This window comes from Planococcus plakortidis, from assembly GCF_001687605.2.
GTDB lineage: Bacteria > Bacillota > Bacilli > Bacillales_A > Planococcaceae > Planococcus > Planococcus plakortidis.
The window spans coordinates 2,383,689-2,399,864 of the sequence record NZ_CP016539.2 but is presented as its reverse complement, the minus strand read 5'-3'; the positions used below and the strand labels follow the sequence as shown (position 1 = coordinate 2,399,864).

At 42.5% G+C, this 16,176-nt stretch carries 17 protein-coding genes; 16 read left to right on the top strand and 1 reads right to left on the bottom strand.

Features of this window, described 5'->3' with window-relative positions:
- From BBI15_RS12080 to BBI15_RS12010, 15 genes are all read left to right on the top strand, one after another.
- Entirely contained in the window at window positions 1-1,368 is a 1,368-nt protein-coding gene (locus tag BBI15_RS12080) for a phenylacetate--CoA ligase family protein (protein WP_068869830.1), read from the top strand.
- Window positions 1,368-2,378: an NAD-dependent epimerase gene (locus tag BBI15_RS12075; RefSeq protein ID WP_068869828.1), complete on the top strand. Its 1,011-nt coding sequence runs from the start codon at window positions 1,368-1,370 to the stop codon at window positions 2,376-2,378. The genes BBI15_RS12080 and BBI15_RS12075 overlap by 1 nt, the downstream gene beginning before the upstream one ends.
- A complete protein-coding gene (locus BBI15_RS12070) occupies window positions 2,378-3,658 on the top strand; it encodes a nucleotide sugar dehydrogenase (protein ID WP_068869826.1) in 1,281 nt (426 codons plus the stop codon). The genes BBI15_RS12075 and BBI15_RS12070 overlap by 1 nt, the downstream gene beginning before the upstream one ends.
- Entirely contained in the window at window positions 3,646-4,833 is a 1,188-nt protein-coding gene (locus BBI15_RS12065) for a glycosyltransferase family 4 protein (RefSeq protein ID WP_068869823.1), read from the top strand. Before BBI15_RS12070 ends, BBI15_RS12065 begins: the two co-directional genes overlap by 13 nt.
- Window positions 4,817-5,422 (top strand): sugar transferase, encoded by a 606-nt coding sequence (locus BBI15_RS12060; RefSeq protein ID WP_068869821.1) that lies wholly within the window; start codon window positions 4,817-4,819, stop codon window positions 5,420-5,422. Before BBI15_RS12065 ends, BBI15_RS12060 begins: the two co-directional genes overlap by 17 nt.
- 1 nt (window position 5,423) lies before the next feature.
- Window positions 5,424-6,080, top strand: a complete 657-nt coding sequence (locus BBI15_RS12055; protein ID WP_068869819.1) for an acetyltransferase — start codon at window positions 5,424-5,426, stop codon at window positions 6,078-6,080.
- A 10-nt stretch (window positions 6,081-6,090) separates the two neighbouring features.
- A complete protein-coding gene (locus BBI15_RS12050) occupies window positions 6,091-7,257 on the top strand; it encodes an aminotransferase class I/II-fold pyridoxal phosphate-dependent enzyme (protein WP_068869817.1) in 1,167 nt (388 codons plus the stop codon).
- Between the two features lie 120 nt (window positions 7,258-7,377).
- A complete protein-coding gene (locus tag BBI15_RS12045) occupies window positions 7,378-8,307 on the top strand; it encodes a hypothetical protein (protein WP_068869815.1) in 930 nt (309 codons plus the stop codon).
- Between the two features lie 190 nt (window positions 8,308-8,497).
- Complete coding sequence (locus BBI15_RS12040) at window positions 8,498-9,208, top strand: GntR family transcriptional regulator (RefSeq protein WP_157101660.1); 711 nt, start codon at window positions 8,498-8,500, stop codon at window positions 9,206-9,208.
- A gap of 32 nt (window positions 9,209-9,240) precedes the next feature.
- Window positions 9,241-10,299: an NAD/NADP-dependent octopine/nopaline dehydrogenase family protein gene (locus BBI15_RS12035; protein WP_068869812.1), complete on the top strand. Its 1,059-nt coding sequence runs from the start codon at window positions 9,241-9,243 to the stop codon at window positions 10,297-10,299.
- 43 nt (window positions 10,300-10,342) lie between these two features.
- Window positions 10,343-11,107, top strand: a complete 765-nt coding sequence (locus tag BBI15_RS12030) for an amino acid ABC transporter ATP-binding protein (RefSeq protein WP_068869810.1) — start codon at window positions 10,343-10,345, stop codon at window positions 11,105-11,107.
- 24 nt (window positions 11,108-11,131) lie between these two features.
- Entirely contained in the window at window positions 11,132-11,968 is an 837-nt protein-coding gene (locus tag BBI15_RS12025) for a transporter substrate-binding domain-containing protein (RefSeq protein WP_084632875.1), read from the top strand.
- Window positions 11,969-12,058: 90 nt separating this feature from the next.
- Complete coding sequence (locus BBI15_RS12020; RefSeq protein ID WP_068869805.1) at window positions 12,059-12,769, top strand: amino acid ABC transporter permease; 711 nt, start codon at window positions 12,059-12,061, stop codon at window positions 12,767-12,769.
- Window positions 12,770-13,462, top strand: a complete 693-nt coding sequence (locus BBI15_RS12015) for an amino acid ABC transporter permease (protein ID WP_068869803.1) — start codon at window positions 12,770-12,772, stop codon at window positions 13,460-13,462.
- 245 nt (window positions 13,463-13,707) lie between these two features.
- Window positions 13,708-14,253, top strand: a complete 546-nt coding sequence (locus BBI15_RS12010) for a DUF7686 domain-containing protein (protein ID WP_418312487.1) — start codon at window positions 13,708-13,710, stop codon at window positions 14,251-14,253.
- Window positions 14,254-14,608: 355 nt separating this feature from the next.
- Here BBI15_RS12010 and BBI15_RS12005 read toward each other — a convergent pair whose 3' ends face one another.
- Window positions 14,609-15,115 (bottom strand): transposase, encoded by a 507-nt coding sequence (locus BBI15_RS12005; RefSeq protein WP_068869799.1) that lies wholly within the window; start codon window positions 15,113-15,115, stop codon window positions 14,609-14,611.
- 359 nt (window positions 15,116-15,474) lie between these two features.
- Between BBI15_RS12005 and BBI15_RS12000 the strand changes: the two genes are divergently transcribed.
- Entirely contained in the window at window positions 15,475-16,176 is a 702-nt protein-coding gene (locus BBI15_RS12000; protein WP_068869797.1) for a 4'-phosphopantetheinyl transferase family protein, read from the top strand.

Genomic DNA, 16,176 nt, shown 5'->3' with positions numbered 1-16,176 from the left:
ATGAGTAGTCTAAAAAGAATTTATGACAAAGTACCTTCTTATTTGCAAAATATTGGAATATCCATCTATGGTATAAAATTGTATAGAGAAAGGTTCGATAATGACTTTAGAAGTTACAAAAAATTTTTTCATGAAAGTGATAGTTGGTCAAAAGAAGAATTATTAAAGTATCAAGAAAATAGATTTTTAGAATTCATAAAGAAATCCTGTTATGAAAGTAATTATTATAGAGAGAAATACAAAAATATAAAAATTAGAGATTTATTGAAAATTGAACAAATTAAAATTCTTCCAATCATTAAAAAGGATGAATTTAAAAAAAATGTTAATGAAATTTATACGATTTCTTCAAAAAATTCAACTAAAGCTCAAACAGGTGGAACGACTTCAGGCCTACCTACTAAAATTCGATATGTGCCTAGTGAATTTAAGGAGAGGATGGCGTATTATCAATATTTTAGAGAAAAATTGGGAGTTAAAAATTTTAAAAAAAGAGCCACCTTTAATGCTCAGACAATTATTAGTAACAACCATACCAACCCATACAATATTTTTTGGCGAAAAAATTTCGTTTTAAATCAAAGGTACTATTCTATTTATCACATGTCTGAAGAAAACTTAAAGTATTACTTTAATAACTTAAACAAGTACAAACCTGTTAGTATCGATGGATATCCAAATCCTATTTATAATCTTGCAGTTTATATGAAACAAAATAATTTAAGGTTTAAGTTTCAACTTAAAGCAGTATTTACAACTTCTGAAAATCTATATGATTTTCAAAGGTCTTTAATTGAAGAAGTATTTAATTGCAAAGTCTATAATCAATACGCATCTGCAGAAGGTGCACCTTTTGTTACTGAGTGCTATAAAGGAACATTACATTTTGATATCAGAACAGGTGTTATTGAAGAGTATAAGAATGGAGCAATTATAACTAGTTTTACTACTAGCGGAACACCTTTAATAAGATACGACATAGGTGATATTATTAAGTTTGATAATGATAGGATATGTAGTTGTGGAAGTGTACATCCAGTGGTTTCGTCTATAGAAGGACGAACGGGGGAGCAATTAATTGCTGTAAATAAAAGTAAAATCGGCTTTGCTTCTACCATGGCTATATTTAGGTTTCTAGAGAATGACACTGTAGAAGATTGTCAGTTTGTTCAAAAGGATTTAAATAAAATTACACTAAACTTAAAAACAATAAATAATAAAGAACTAAGTATTAATGATAAAGAAATTCTTATCAAAGAATTTAGAAAACGGTTTGGAGATACGGTTGAACTAGAGTTTAAAATTACTAATGAATTAAAAAAAGACAGTAGCGGTAAAACAAGAAGAATAATTTGTGAGGTGTCCTAATGAGAATTTTAATTACTGGAGTGGCAGGTTTTATTGGATCAACACTTGCTAAAAAATTAATGGAATTTAATCATACAATAATAGGAATAGATAATCTTAATGATTATTATTCAGTTTCACTTAAAGAATCTCGATTAGGTCTGCTTAAAGGAAATAATTTTGAGTTTTTTAAAGTTAATCTAGAAGATAGTGAGAAGGTCGATAGTATATTTAAAAGTGAAAAGCCGGAAGTGGTTATTAATCTAGCAGCTCAAGCTGGGGTTCGCTACAGTTTAGAGAATCCCAAAGCGTATATTGATTCTAATATCGTGGGCTTTACTAACATCCTCGAATCTTGCAGACATGGTAAAGTAAGGCATTTAATTTATGCGTCTTCAAGTTCAGTATATGGGGCCAATACTTCTCTACCGTTTTCAGTCCATGACAATATAGATCATCCATTAAGTTTGTATGCAGCCACGAAAAAAGCGAATGAATTGATGGCCCATACATATAGCAGCCTTTATGATATTCCTACTACTGGTCTGAGGTTTTTCACGGTTTACGGGCCATGGGGCCGGCCTGACATGGCACTATTCATGTTTACTAAAAATATTCTAGAAGGTAAGCAGATTGATGTGTTTAACAATGGTGATATGATGCGAGATTTTACTTATGTCGATGATATTGTAGAAGCCATTTCACGTTTGATTGATAAGCCAGCACAGCCAAATCCCGACTGGACGGGTGAATCACCAGATCCAGGAACAAGCTATGCTCCATATAAAATTTATAACATCGGCAATAATAGTCCTGTCAGGTTAATGGATTTTATTGAAGCAATAGAAGAAAAGACTGGCAAGGAAGCAATCAAGAATTTTATGCCGTTACAAGCTGGAGATGTTCCAGCTACCTATGCAAACGTTGAGGATTTGTTTAGGGATATCGATTTTCAACCACAAACAAATATTAAAGATGGCGTCGGAAAATTCGTTGACTGGTACGTCGACTATTATGGAGTGAAATTATAATGGACAGAAAAATTGGTTTAGTAGGCTTAGGATATGTAGGATTACCAGTAGCGGTTGCGTTCGGAAAAGAGCATCATATTATCGGATTTGATATCAATGAGAATCGGATTGAATCATTAAAATCCGGAACAGACTATACAAATGAAGTTGCAGATGAAGAGTTGCAATCATCAAATATCGATTTCACATCTGATGGAAGTAAATTGTCTGAAGCAGACTTTTTGATCGTGGCTGTTCCGACTCCAATTAATGAACACAACCAGCCAGATTTAACACCATTAGTTAAAGCATCGGAAACAGTAGGAAAACACTTATCAAAAGGAACGATTGTGGTATATGAATCGACTGTGTATCCTGGCGCAACAGAAGAGGTCTGTGTGCCTGTACTAGAAAAGTTCTCAGGTCTTAAGTATGGAGAAGATTTCTTCGTAGGCTATTCTCCTGAACGCATCAATCCAGGCGATAAAGAACATACTTTTACTACAATTACAAAAGTAGTGTCTGGCCAAACTCCCGAAGTCTTGGAAATAGTTGCTGATACATATGCGAGTGTTGTAAAAGCTGGTGTACATAAAGCAAGTTCAATAAAAGTTGCAGAAGCAGCAAAGGTTATTGAAAATACCCAGCGTGATGTGAATATTGCCTTGATGAACGAATTGGCATTAATATTTGACCGTTTAGATATAGACACAACAGAAGTTCTGGCTGCTGCAGGTACCAAATGGAACTTCCTTAAGTTCTCACCGGGCCTTGTTGGAGGACATTGTATAGGAGTAGATCCTTATTACCTAACGCATAAAGCCCAAGCTGTTGGATATCAACCAGAGGTAATTTTGTCGGGACGTCGTGTGAATGATAATCTTGGTAACTTTATTGCAAGCACTTTAGTGAAAAAATTAATCAAAAAAGGTGCTGGGGTACAAGGTTCGAAAGTAACTGTACTTGGATTGACATTTAAAGAGAATGTTCCTGATCTTCGAAATTCTAAAGTAATCGATGTTATTCGTGAGCTGCAAGAATATGATGTGGATATTCAAGTGACAGATGCTGAGGCTGAATCGAAAGATGCGGTTCGCGAATATGGAGTAGAGTTAATTCCATTTGATGAGTTAGAAAAATCAGATGCGGTAGTATTCGCGGTTCCTCATAGAGAATATGTAGAAAAAGGCTGGGAAGGTGTACAGTCACTCTTGAAAGAAAAAGATGGTATTGTGGTTGATATTAAGAGTGTGCTTCCACAAGAAGAGAAACCGGCAGAGTTGGAATTATGGAGACTGTAAATAGTAGGCCTGTTAAAATACTGCAAGTCTGTGCGATAGATTTCTCCGTAGACCGTCTTTTAAAGCCTCTCATTAAGGAAAGCATGAAGCAGGGGTATGAAGTTCATAATGCATGTGCAGATACTGGCCTTTTTCAGCAGTTAAAGGCTGAAGGTCTTACAATGATAAACATGCCTATAGAACGCAAGATATCACCCATCTCGAATTTAAAAACAATCCGTGCATTTGCTTCTTTAATGAAAAAAGAAAAATACGACATTGTTCATGTTCATACGCCTGTAGCTGCTTTGCTTGCTCGAGTGGCAGCTAAAATGGTGGGACAGAAAAATGTTGTTTACACTGCGCATGGATTCTATTTTCATGATGACATGTCACCTAAAGTCTATAAAATGTTTTATGAAATTGAAAAACATGCAGCTAGGCGAATGACAGATTGGTTGTTGTTGCAAAGCATCGAGGATTATCAATTGGCCATCAATGATCGCTTTTGCTCAAAAGAACGGACGATTCATTTAAGCAATGGTGTGGATATTTGGACAAAGTTTAACCGTGAAATTGTAGAAGTGTCGACTCTTCGAAAAGAAGTTGGCATTGCAGAACAGGATATAGTATTTACTTTTATAGGGCGTCTAGTGAGGGAAAAGGGAGTTTTCGAACTACTTCATGCTTTCAACAGACTTCATAAAGAGAATCCTAAAGTCAAACTGGTACTCATCGGCGGATTGCTCGATAGTGAAAGAGATCAAGAAAGCTTTGCAGAGTTACAAAAATTGTTAGCCTCTCCAGGGGTTCTTCATTTAGGGTTCCGGAATGATACAGCAGAATTATTGTCTATAAGCGATGCTTTTGTACTTCCTTCTCACCGTGAAGGATTGCCGAGGTCTATCATTGAAGCAATGGGAATGAACTTGCCTATTATTGCTTCAAATATTAGAGGCTGTAGAGAAGAAGTATTTCCAAATCGAAATGGCTTCCTCTTCGAAAAAGAAAATATCGAAGAGCTATACAATTCAATGAAGATGATGGCAGATGATGGTGATCTGCGTAAATCTTTTTCCAAAGAAAGCAGAAAAATCGCAGAAGAACTATTCGACGAACAAAAAGTACTAGCAAAACAGATTGAACTTTTTAATACTTTAACAGAAGAAGTTGGGTTATATGAAAAGACTGTTTGATTTCATAGTAAGTTTAATAGCTTTGATGGTCTTATCGCCTGTCATCTTAATAACTGCTCTTTTAATACGAAGTAAAATCGGGTCCCCAGTAGTGTTTAAACAACAAAGACCTGGGCTTGAAGAGCGACCGTTTCACGTCATTAAATTCCGTTCTATGACAGATGAGCGAGACGAGAACGGTGAATTGTTGCCAGACGATGTCCGTTTAACCTCTTTCGGAAAAGTCGTGCGTAAATTGAGCTTGGATGAACTCCCGCAGCTTCTAAATGTTTTAAAAGGCGATATGAGCTTTGTGGGTCCGCGCCCTCTTCTAATGGAATATTTGGATTTATATAATGAAAGGCAGAAGAAACGCCACGCTGTTCGACCGGGAATTACGGGCTGGGCACAAGTAAATGGCCGAAATGCGATTTCATGGGAACAGAAATTCGAATATGATGTTTGGTATGTGGAGAACCAATCTTTATGGTTGGATATTAAGATTCTTTTTATGACGGTGATGAAAGTATTCAAGTCGGAAGGGATTTCCCAAGATGGCCAAGCGACAATGACAAAATTTAAAGGCAGTTCGACATCCAGGAGGTCGTAATGTGAAAGTAATATTAATCGGGGATAGCGGTCATGCGCGTGTCATAGCGGATAACGTTACATCCAATGGAGATACAGTAATTGCAAGATTAGATGACAAGTATTCAGAACTTGAAAAAAGAGGTGAATGTTTCTATGGGCCAAGCTCTTCAGTCCATGAGCTGATTCGCCAGGAACAAGCCAAAGTTGTCATTGCCATCGGTGCAAACGCTGTGCGACAAAAAATTGCAAGTAAGCTTAATTTATCAGAGGATAACTACGCGACCATTATTCATAAAGAAGCAATCGTCAGCCCGAGTGCTGAACTTGGCCCTGGTACAGTCGTTATGCCAGGAGTCATTGTAAACGCAGCCGCGAAAGTTGGCTCCCATGTCATCTTGAATACACGTCTAGTGATTGAACACGATTGTGTGATTGGCGACTACGCGCATGTCTCTCCTGGGGCCATGATTACTGGCGGTGTATTAGTTGGCGACGGTGTCCATATTGGAGCCGGGGCTACGGTTATCCCGACAAAAAGTATCGGAGCTTGGAGTACAATTGGTGCAGGATCTGTCGTAATCGATGATATTGAAGAACATTCGACAGCAGTCGGTGTGCCGGCACGCATTATCAAAACAGCCGATCAGACAGTAAGCACTGCCAATCGGAAAGCTTAGGAGCGATTTTATGACGGAAAGAATCTTTCTCTCGTCTCCGCATATGAGTGGAAACGAAAAATCTTATATTGACTACGCCTTTGATTCGAATTGGATTGCTCCTCTTGGCCCAAACGTCGACGGTTTTGAAAAAGAAATCGCAGCGTATGCACAAGTAGAAGATGCAGCAGCAACGAGTTCTGGAACTGCTGCGATTCATTTGGCATTAGAATTGCTTGAAGTTGGTAAAGAAGATACTGTATTTTGTTCGACACTGACTTTCATCGCCAGTGCGAATCCGATTTTGTATACAGGTGCGACACCGGTCTTCATCGATTCAGAAGAGTCCACATGGAATATGTCCCCAGTCGCTCTTGAGAAGGCATTAAAAGATGCTGAACAAAAAGGCAAACTACCTAAGGTGGTTATCATTGTTCATCTATATGGACAGTCCGCTATGCTGGATGAGTTGATGGCCATTTGTGACCGCTTCGGGGTTCCGATTGTAGAAGATGCGGCTGAATCATTAGGTTCTTATTACAAAGGACAGCCAAGTGGATCGTTCGGCAAATACGGTATCTTTTCATTCAATGGGAACAAAATTATCACAACTTCCGGCGGAGGAATGCTCATCTCGAATGATGTCCAAGGCTTGAAGCGTGCCCGGTTCTTGGCGACGCAAGCAAGAGATCAAGCAGTTCATTACCAGCATAGTGTTGTAGGCTATAATTATCGCCTCAGCAATATCCTGGCAGGGGTCGGCCGTGCTCAGTTGGAAGTGTTGGATGAACGTGTATTGGCGAGACGGGCGGTATTTAATCGCTATGTGGAAACACTTGGTGGTATCGATGGTTTAGACTTTATGCCTGAGCTTGAAGGTACTTACGGAAATCGCTGGCTCACGACTTTAACTTTAGATCCTGAGAAAATCTCTGTTACGCCTGGTGAAATTATCGAAGCATTAGCTGAAGAAAATATTGAAGCGCGTCCAGTATGGAAGCCGCTACATCTTCAACCATTGTTTGAAGGTAATGACTTCTATGCTCATAGCGACGATGAGATTGTCAGTGAGAAGCTTTTCGAAAGAGGACTGTGCTTGCCATCTGGTTCAAATATGACAGAAGAGCAACAATCACGAGTTATCTCGAAAATCCAGCAATGTCTTGGAGTAACAAATTCCGCTTCTGTAACGAAGTAATAGCAAAACCACTTGATTCGAACCAGAATCAAGTGGTTTTTTCTGTTTAACGAGATTTTAACCTAGCTTCTTTACACTTTCTATAACATGTTCATTCTAAAGAAAGCGAGGGAAAGCAAAATGAAAAACATCTTTCTAAATGATGGACTATATAACACTACAAAAATTGATAATTACGAAGTTTTTGAATTCAAAAATGAAGCCGGCCATATAAAGCATATCTTCACTAAACGTGCGATTGATAAAATGATCGATGGCGAAGTTTTTTATGACTTGGTTCCAACACCAGGGTTTGGAGGACCAGTAGTCATAAATTGCATTCCAGAACGGAAATGGGATCTGGTTTTTGAATTTACAGAGGCATTTCAAAAATACTGTTTAGAAAACAATATCGTGTGTGAAGAAGTAGAGTTTAGCTCCCCTTTTGCAAATGCAGTAGATTTTCTGGATTGCTACGAGCTTGAATATGTAAGAGATAGATACGGTATGGATTTAGAAAAGCCGCTCGATCAAATTGGTAAAGAAGATTTAAGCAAACTTTGGAATGCCATAGACTCCGGTGTAGAATACAGGGTGATTGAAGGGGAGGCTGCAATAAACGTATTCAAAAGCTTTGTCCATCGTTCTGATGAAGAAACATATAAAAGCTTGAATCAGTATCTTGCCTTTGTAAAGGTAGACAGTTTTGACGATTATGTAGCAGTCGAACTTAGCTTTAATAATAAAGTAATAGCTATGAACTTTAGCCAAGTACAAGAAAGCATCGTCTATACTTTATTTGATGCTAAAGCTTCGAGACTTCAGTACTTTGAAACTGATAAATTGTTGAAGTGCGCATTATACATTTGGGCAAAAGAAAAAGGACTCCAAAAAATTTGGAGTCCAAAAGAGCAATTACATTCGAGAATGGCCATTGAAACATTACTTGCTCCAATTTGCACTGGCCGAAAAATATGGAATGAAGAAGTTTATCAGGAGCTATGCGCAGCAGGAAGGGTAGATAAGCGGGTTCAGTTTTTTCCAGCATATCGATTTACTAAACAATCATGAGATATAAAATAACATTTTATTTTTAAATTTTCGAAAAGCCGTCGATGCATTTAATCGGGGGCTTTTTCTATGTTTATTATTAAAAATTCTAAACTAATTTCAATAAAAATCAAAATAGTAATTGTATTCTGAATAATTAAAGTTATAATAACTGTATACAATTATTCAGATATTAAAATATTTAAAGGGGGTGGCCATCCTGTTTGAGACGATGGAAGGCAATTTAGGCAGAATATCCGCAAAAGATATTGCATATGAACAAATTAAAGAAAAGATCTTGAAATGTGTGTTGGAACCTGGCCAGGCGATTGTTAATGAGAAGCTTGGGAAAGAACTGGAAATCAGCCGGACGCCGCTTCGTGAAGCGTTGCAGCGCTTGGAAGTGGAAGAGTTAGTGGTGCGTAATTACAATGGCACTTTCAGTGTCACGCCCATTTCGATCAAAGAAGTAAAAGAGCTGTTTATTATGCGAAGCAAGCTCGAAGGAATCTTGATCCGCGACGCCATCGATAATTTAACGGATGAGTCGATTGAGTATTTATCCTATCTCACAAAGATGGTGCAATTGACTTCGCGTTTAGAGAATTACAAAGACACCGAGGATTTCGGCGGCAAGTTCCACAACGCTATCTATACCATCAGCAATAACACCACGGTCGTGAAGATCATCTTCCAGTTGAACGACCGGCTTAATCGCTATCGACATTTGGCGCACCAGCATTTAGTGGAGATCAAAACTTCCTCCGATGAGCACGAAGTCATTCTGGATGCCATGGTCAACCGGGATAAAGACCGGGCGGAGCTGGAGATTGAAAAACACATCATTGAAGCGATGAAAGTCGCGGTCAAGGCAGTCGAACAATACGAGAGCGCGAACAAAGCAGCGAGCGAGGGGAAATAACCTGGCCATAAACTAAACTTAGGGGTGGTTCTGTGACTTATGCAGTGATCGGTGGAGGAAATACAGGCCAAGCAATTGCTGGCTATCTGGCATTGAACGAGGAACAGGTGAAGTTGTACACAAGAGATGAACACAGAGCGAAACAGATTTCCCGTGATGGATTGGACGTAACCGGCATCTATTCCGGTTCGGTTCTACTGAAAGCGTCGACTTCGATGGAGCAAGTAGTGAGTGGAGCTGAGATCATCATCGTCTCGACGACGGCGGACGGGCATAAGCCGGTCATCAAGGAAATGCAGCCGTATTTAGAGCCCAATCAGACCATTGTCTTTATTCCGGGATACTGGGGAGCGATTGAGTGCAAGCAGATTCTCGGAAGTGACATTGAAGCGAAAAACATCACGATCGCCGAGACGAGTGCACAACCGTTCATCAGCAACGCCGACGATGCAGGGGGCGTGGTGATTCGGCGGATCAAGAGCAATGTGTTGCTCAGCACGCTTGCGACAGCTAACGGGCAGCCGGCATTGCCGCTGCAGTTCTGGGAACGGTTTCCGCATCTCATTCCATCCAAGAACATTTTCGAGACTTCGTTCAACAACACGAACGTCGTCGTCCATGTGCCGATCTCGGTGTTCAACGCCAGCCGCATCGACGATTCGAAAGCGTTCCGCTTTTACCCGGACGGCGTCTCGCCATTGACGGTGCGGTACATCGAAAAAGTGGACGAAGAGCGCAGAAAGATTGCCGATCTGTTCCACGTCGAGACCCAAGACATTTTGAGCATCTTGAACAATTTCTACGGCACCGATTATTCCGATTTGTACAAGGCCTTACCTGGCTTGTTCCCGGAAGGTAATGGGCCGACCACCTTGAATCACCGTTACTTTACAGAAGACATTCCGTTCGGCTTGGTGGCCATTTCGGAAATTGCCAAAAAAGCCGGAATTGAAATTCCATACACCGACTCGCTGATCGACATCACTTGCTTGCTGTCGGCAGTGGATTACCGCAAAGAAGGCGTCAATCTTGAGAACATCACCTTTGAAGAATTGAGCAGCTACGGCGCCGCCGCAAAACTAATTAACTGAAACACATGCAATTGACAATAATTCCGTAAAGGAGTGAGGGTTCATGTTAGCGATTCAAAACTTGAAAGTGTCATTCGGGGATAAGGAAGTATTGAAAGGCGTGGATTTGCAGGTCAATAAAGGCGACGTCGTCACGTTTATCGGGCCGAGTGGAACGGGGAAGACGACGATTTTGAAATGTGTCAATTACCTGGTCGAACCGGACGAAGGGCAAATGCAGCTCTCGGATGTCAGCGTTGATTTCAAGAAAATCCATAAAAAAGAGATTCTTCAATTAAGGCGCAACACGGCGATGGTGTTCCAGCAGTTTAATTTATTCAAAAACAAAACAGTTGTTGAAAACGTCATGGATGCCCAAATCGCTGTCCAGAAAAAGTCCAAAAAAGAAGCGTACGAAATAAGCATCGATCTACTTGAGAAAGTCGGCTTATTGGAAAAGAAAGACGAGTATCCTTCGCGCTTGTCAGGCGGCCAACAGCAACGGGTGAGCATTGCACGGGCCTTGGCCGTTAAACCGGATGTCGTGCTATTTGATGAACCGACCTCATCACTCGACCCCGAACTCGTCGCAGAAGTGCTGAAAGTCATTGAACGCGTTGCACAGACCGGTGTCACGATTCTTCTCGTCACACACGAAATGGACTTTGCCCGCAAAGTATCGAATAAAATCGTCTTTATGGAAAAAGGCCATATCGTCGAACAAGGGTCGCCTGAAGAAATCTTCGAACAATCGCAAAACGAACGGACACGGCAATTTCTCAAGCAGTATTACCCGCAAGCAGTGGAATTAATGGCAGTTCATTCATAAAAAAACAAAAAGGGGATGTTTTTATTGAAGAAACGTACATTGGCTGTGTTCACATTGGGATCGGTTATGGCTTTGGCAGCGTGCGGCGATGAGCCGGCATCGGAAGTGCAAGCGGACGGCGACGTCAGGACGATTGAAGTGACGACCCCGCCAACATCGAAGAACTTAAGCTGGCAGACAGCGGACGGCAAGATCCTTGGCTATGAGCCGGACGTCTTGCGGGCCATCGATGAAAAACTCGAAGATTATGCATTTAACATTCAAGCGGTTGCGGACAGTGCGCAGGAAACGGGATTGAAAACAGGGAAGTATGAGTTGAACGTCGGCGGTTTTTACCCGACGCCTGAACGGGAAGAGCAATTCCTCGTGCCATCTGAACCGACTGGCCGCAGCTTGATCAAAATGTATGTAAAAGAAGGCAGCGGCATTGAAACGCTCGAAGATTTGGTCGGCAAGAAAATCACGCCATTTACAGCGGGCGGTGGAACCTTGCAAGTGGTGTTGGACTGGCAGGAAGCGAACCCTGATCATAAACTTGAGCTGGAAGAATCCAGTGGCGATATCCCTTACGCACAGCGCTTGAAAGAAATTGACGACGGCAAATACGATGCATTCATCGGTCCGGCGAACCTAGGGCAGAACGAAATCATCGAAGAGCTCGGCTTGAAAGTGGTGCAGCCAGATCCGATCTATGTCGGCGAGACGATCATGCTCATCTACAAATCAGAAGAAAATGAAAAGCTGATGGAAGAAGTGGATCAGGTCTTGAAGGAATTGAGAGAAGAAGGCACGCTTTCTGAGATTTCGGAGGAATACTACGGAGAAGACGTGTTCCAGTATGAAGTGACGAAGAAAGAGTAGCTCGGCCAAATTTGATGGCGAACCCTCCTGGGCGGAAGCGGATGGGCCCCTCAGGAGAGAGCGCCAGTTGCGAAAGGGGAGGCTTGCTGTATGGTTACACCGAGCACATGGGAAATCGTTTCGTTATTACTAGATGTCGCGCATATCACGTTTATCATTCTGTTGGCGTCGGCGGTACTGGGCTTATTATTAGGCGCTGTGCTGACTATGATCAACGTCAAGAATATTCCGGTCCTGAAGCAAATTACGGTCGTTATTTCTTCGTTCACCCGAAGTGTGCCGATTATCATTCAATTATTCATTGTCTATTACGCGTTGCCGCCATTGCTCGGGAATTTTGGCATCAATGTCACCAGCATGAGCGCGACCGTCGCGGCCATTTTGGCCTTGACGCTTTACCACGGCGGTTATTTGACGGAAGTGTTGCGGGCTGCGTACAAGGCGGTCGACAAAGGACAGCATGAAGCAGCCGACAGTCTGGGCTACACGCCGGCGAAGAAATTCTTCCGCATCATTTTGCCGCAAACGGTGCCGGTCGCGTTGCCGGGCTGGGGCAATGCGCTCATTCACTTGATCCATGATACATCGCTTGTGTTTGCACTCGGTGTGGCTGACATCATGGGCCGCGCGGAATTGATCGCCGCATCCTCATTCGGCATGAACCAAGTGCAAGTGTTCTTGATCGTGGCAGCCATCTACATAGTGGTGACCTTCCTATCAGATGGCATGGTGCGCTTGTTTGAGAAGAAAACGCAGAAATTCAAGCTCGATTCAGGCCTCAAAGCAAAGAGGGTGGCGTAAATGCTCAACATGGATATTTTGGTCGATAACTTTTTCGGCATCTTAAGTGTCGTCCCTCAAACCGTCGCGTTGGCCATCACCATTTTCATCCTGTCGGTGTTGATCGGGACCGCGATGGCACTGGTCCAGGAATACAATGTGCCGGTGCTGAAGCAAGTAGTCATGCTGTTCAAGCTGTTTTTGAGAGGCACGCCGCTGATTGTGTTCATCTTTATCATGTATTATTCCTTGCCGAGCATCATCGGCTATTTCACGGGCTTGCTGAATTTGGATTACAACGCGAACAATATCTCACCGGTTGTGATTCTCATCGTTGCGGTGTCTCTCACGGTCTCGTCCTTCCAGGCCGAAACGATCAGAGGTTCGTTCCTGTCGGTCAGCTACGGGCAAATCGAAGCGGCGAGATCACTCGGATATACACCATTCCAGGCATTCAAGCGAATCATCACGCCGCAGGCACTCGTTGAAGCATTGCCGGAATTCGGTAGCGCCTTCCTCGTCGTTATGAAAGCCATCTCCCTCGGGTTCATGATCACGGTTGTCGACATCTTCGCCGAAGCCAGGTTGATCGCTGCGTCGAACTCGTATTATGTCGAAGCGTTCGTGGTGGCTGCGTTGATGTATTGGGGAGTGGCGGCATTGGTTGTGAAGTTGACTGGGAAGTATGAGTCTTATTTGGTTAGCCGGACTTAGGGCGTGTGTTTGTGTCCCTGTGTATCACACAATTTAAGAGTGCAGAAAGGCGTGAGGTGGCGATTTGTATTTAGTTTTGCCCCTGTGCTTGACACAATTTAAAGCGAAAAAGCCAGTAATCAGTTCCACCGGATTACTGGCTTTTTCAGGCTTTGCACGAAATTCAACATGCCTTTGAATTTTTCCGATTGCGCATGCTTAGTACATAACATACTCTAGAAGCATAGACTAAATGTGAACAAGGGGTGGAAGGTTTGGGGAAGTGTCAAGTTTGCAAGAAGAACGAAAGCTACATCCGGTTCGATAGGAATCCTCTATGTTTGGATTGCTACAACGAAATGATGGCGAAACAATTAGGCGTTACGGCAACGAGCTATCTAGAAGGCGTAGCGATAAAGGACGGGCAAGGGAAAGTGCATCAGTTCCGTTTAAGGAAGCGCTTGGATCCTATTGGCATCATCATGGACGTGGAGGAAGAGACGGAAGGCGGGTATCAATTCCGGGAATATGGCGAGTTGCATGGAGACCAAGGGGATCTGCTTTTGCGTTTATTGGCTAAGGCAGAAAACGGCATGTCGGAAGCATATATCGAAGAAGGTAAGTTTCCAAACGGCCAGACATATCACTTGCTGCCAAATGACCGGTTGGCAAGACGGGTGGAACCGAGCGGAGAGGATCGCGACATTCCAGTGCTGGTGGTAAATGGCAAGCAGTATTCATGGGATGAGGTCGGCAGGATGCTGATGCATTACGAGGGCTTCCAAGTGCAAATGGAGATGGTGGATCTTTAAGAAGAGATCAAATGGAAGGGAAGAGAATCGCCGTAATTTTCCTTCGGGATAAAAGTAGAGGGATAGGGAGGGGGCAGGGGCTGTCCCATAAGCCCCTAAAATAAAACAGACGGAGAAAAAGAAATTCTTTTTCTCCGTCTGTTTTTCATTTATCAGCGAGGACCCTGAAAATAGGCGGCGCATGCCGGCTACTTTTAGGAGGTTGTAGGCCAATGCCACGATCTCGAACTCTGTATGCACTTTCTCTAAGCCGCGGAGAAGAAATCGCCGGAACGGCCGATTGCCCTAGATATGACCGAACACACTTTCTACGTCAATTTTGCGTTGCGCGTAGATTGGCGTCTTCGTTTCATCTTCAAGGGCTGCTTTGGCCTTTCTGTTCAATCAGCTGGTGAATCATCTGTTCGAAAAGGGAGTCCATCATCGTTTTTAAGTGGTCCGAGCGGAACCGGTTAATCGTTCGGTGATCCGGTTGTTGGCCAGCTGCGAGCCATATGGACGGAATGTGTTCAGTAAGTGTTTCTTCAATCCCTCGAGAAGAATAGATTTTCTTCGAATAAGCGTAGAGGATAACTTTGGTCATCATCTTCGGATGGAAAGAGCTTCTTCCGCCGCCTTTGGAGTGCGCGAAAAACAGCTCATCATCCATCAATTCCACCATTTCATCGATGACCCGGGCGACATGGTTGGCTGGCACCAGATCTTGGATATCAAAGATGGCAAAGCCTTGTTGGTTGTTATAGGGAATGAACGTAGGACTCGCTTTTTGGTGTAGCGGAACGCCAGTTCCTTCTTCCAGAGCGAGTGGAAATGTGGCTTGTTCAGTGTTATAATTTGAGGAAGTAATCTTCGGATTGCACATAAAAATCGTCCTTTCTCTAATGGTGGTGTGGTAACTCCCATTTTACAGAAATGGACGATTTTTTGTATCCTTTTTTCTTTTCAAACCCGCTGATGGGAATGAAGACGGCGACTCCAGCGGGAACAGCGCGAGCCGAAGACCCTGGAGTGAGCGGAGCGAGGGAAGCGGCTAAGGCCGTGCCCGCGGAAAGCGTCCGTCGAAATGGACATCAGCCTTTTCTTTAGAGGACGAAAAGGGACAGCCCTTAAAAGTCACTTTTCATGACCTTTTGGGATAGCCCTTTTTTTGTTGGTCAGGTAGTTGTTTCTATATAATAGAAGAAACAGCATTAGCGTAGCTGGTAGGGAAGGGGAAAAAGGATGCTCAAAATATATGCGTGCGATATTAGTAGGAAATTAACGGAAGTTGAAAACGACTCCTCCCACCAATTTATATCGCCTCAAAGAATCAAAAAAATGAAGAGAATGAAGTTCTTGGAAGACAGGCTACGCAGTATGCATGCTGAGTTATTGCTGAGATTTGCGTTGGTTCGGGATTTTGGGTACCACAACGATAATATCCATTTAAGCACAAGCAGTTCCGGAAAACCGGTGCTGGCAGATCAAGACATGCTGCACTTCAATTTGTCTCACTCGGGTTCTTGGGTTTTTTGTGCAATCAGCGACCAGGCAGTTGGCGTTGACATTGAGAAAATCAGCGAGGGCGATAATGGATTTATGGAAATGATTTTGCATCCCGCTGAAATTTTATGGCTGCAAGAAAGTCAGGAACAAGAAAAAAACACCAACTATTATAAGTTATGGTGTTTAAAAGAAGCGTATGGGAAATTTTTAGGGGTGGGCTTAAATTATGATTTGCAAAAGACTCGTTGTGAAGTGCAAGACGGCATTTGGTCATTGGCTCCACAACACGAGGCTGATCTTGGTCCCTGCCACTCGTCAGTCCGTACATTCACTACTGGCTATATCATTGCAGTTTGTTCTGTCCATAAGATTCCATCTGACATTCACAAAATTCAGCCTGAAGAACTGGTAAATGCGTTAAGAAAGGCCAGCAGATGA

Coding starts and splice junctions, on each gene's coding strand:
- BBI15_RS12080 (WP_068869830.1), top strand. CDS start 1: ATGAGTAGTCTAAAAAGAATTTATGACAAAGTACCTTCTTATTTGCAA.
- BBI15_RS12075 (WP_068869828.1), top strand. CDS start 1,368: ATGAGAATTTTAATTACTGGAGTGGCAGGTTTTATTGGATCAACACTT.
- BBI15_RS12070 (WP_068869826.1), top strand. CDS start 2,378: ATGGACAGAAAAATTGGTTTAGTAGGCTTAGGATATGTAGGATTACCA.
- BBI15_RS12065 (WP_068869823.1), top strand. CDS start 3,646: ATGGAGACTGTAAATAGTAGGCCTGTTAAAATACTGCAAGTCTGTGCG.
- BBI15_RS12060 (WP_068869821.1), top strand. CDS start 4,817: ATGAAAAGACTGTTTGATTTCATAGTAAGTTTAATAGCTTTGATGGTC.
- BBI15_RS12050 (WP_068869817.1), top strand. CDS start 6,091: ATGACGGAAAGAATCTTTCTCTCGTCTCCGCATATGAGTGGAAACGAA.
- BBI15_RS12045 (WP_068869815.1), top strand. CDS start 7,378: ATGAAAAACATCTTTCTAAATGATGGACTATATAACACTACAAAAATT.
- BBI15_RS12030 (WP_068869810.1), top strand. CDS start 10,343: ATGTTAGCGATTCAAAACTTGAAAGTGTCATTCGGGGATAAGGAAGTA.
- BBI15_RS12020 (WP_068869805.1), top strand. CDS start 12,059: ATGGTTACACCGAGCACATGGGAAATCGTTTCGTTATTACTAGATGTC.
- BBI15_RS12015 (WP_068869803.1), top strand. CDS start 12,770: ATGCTCAACATGGATATTTTGGTCGATAACTTTTTCGGCATCTTAAGT.
- BBI15_RS12005 (WP_068869799.1), bottom strand. CDS start 15,115: ATGTGCAATCCGAAGATTACTTCCTCAAATTATAACACTGAACAAGCC.
- BBI15_RS12000 (WP_068869797.1), top strand. CDS start 15,475: ATGCTCAAAATATATGCGTGCGATATTAGTAGGAAATTAACGGAAGTT.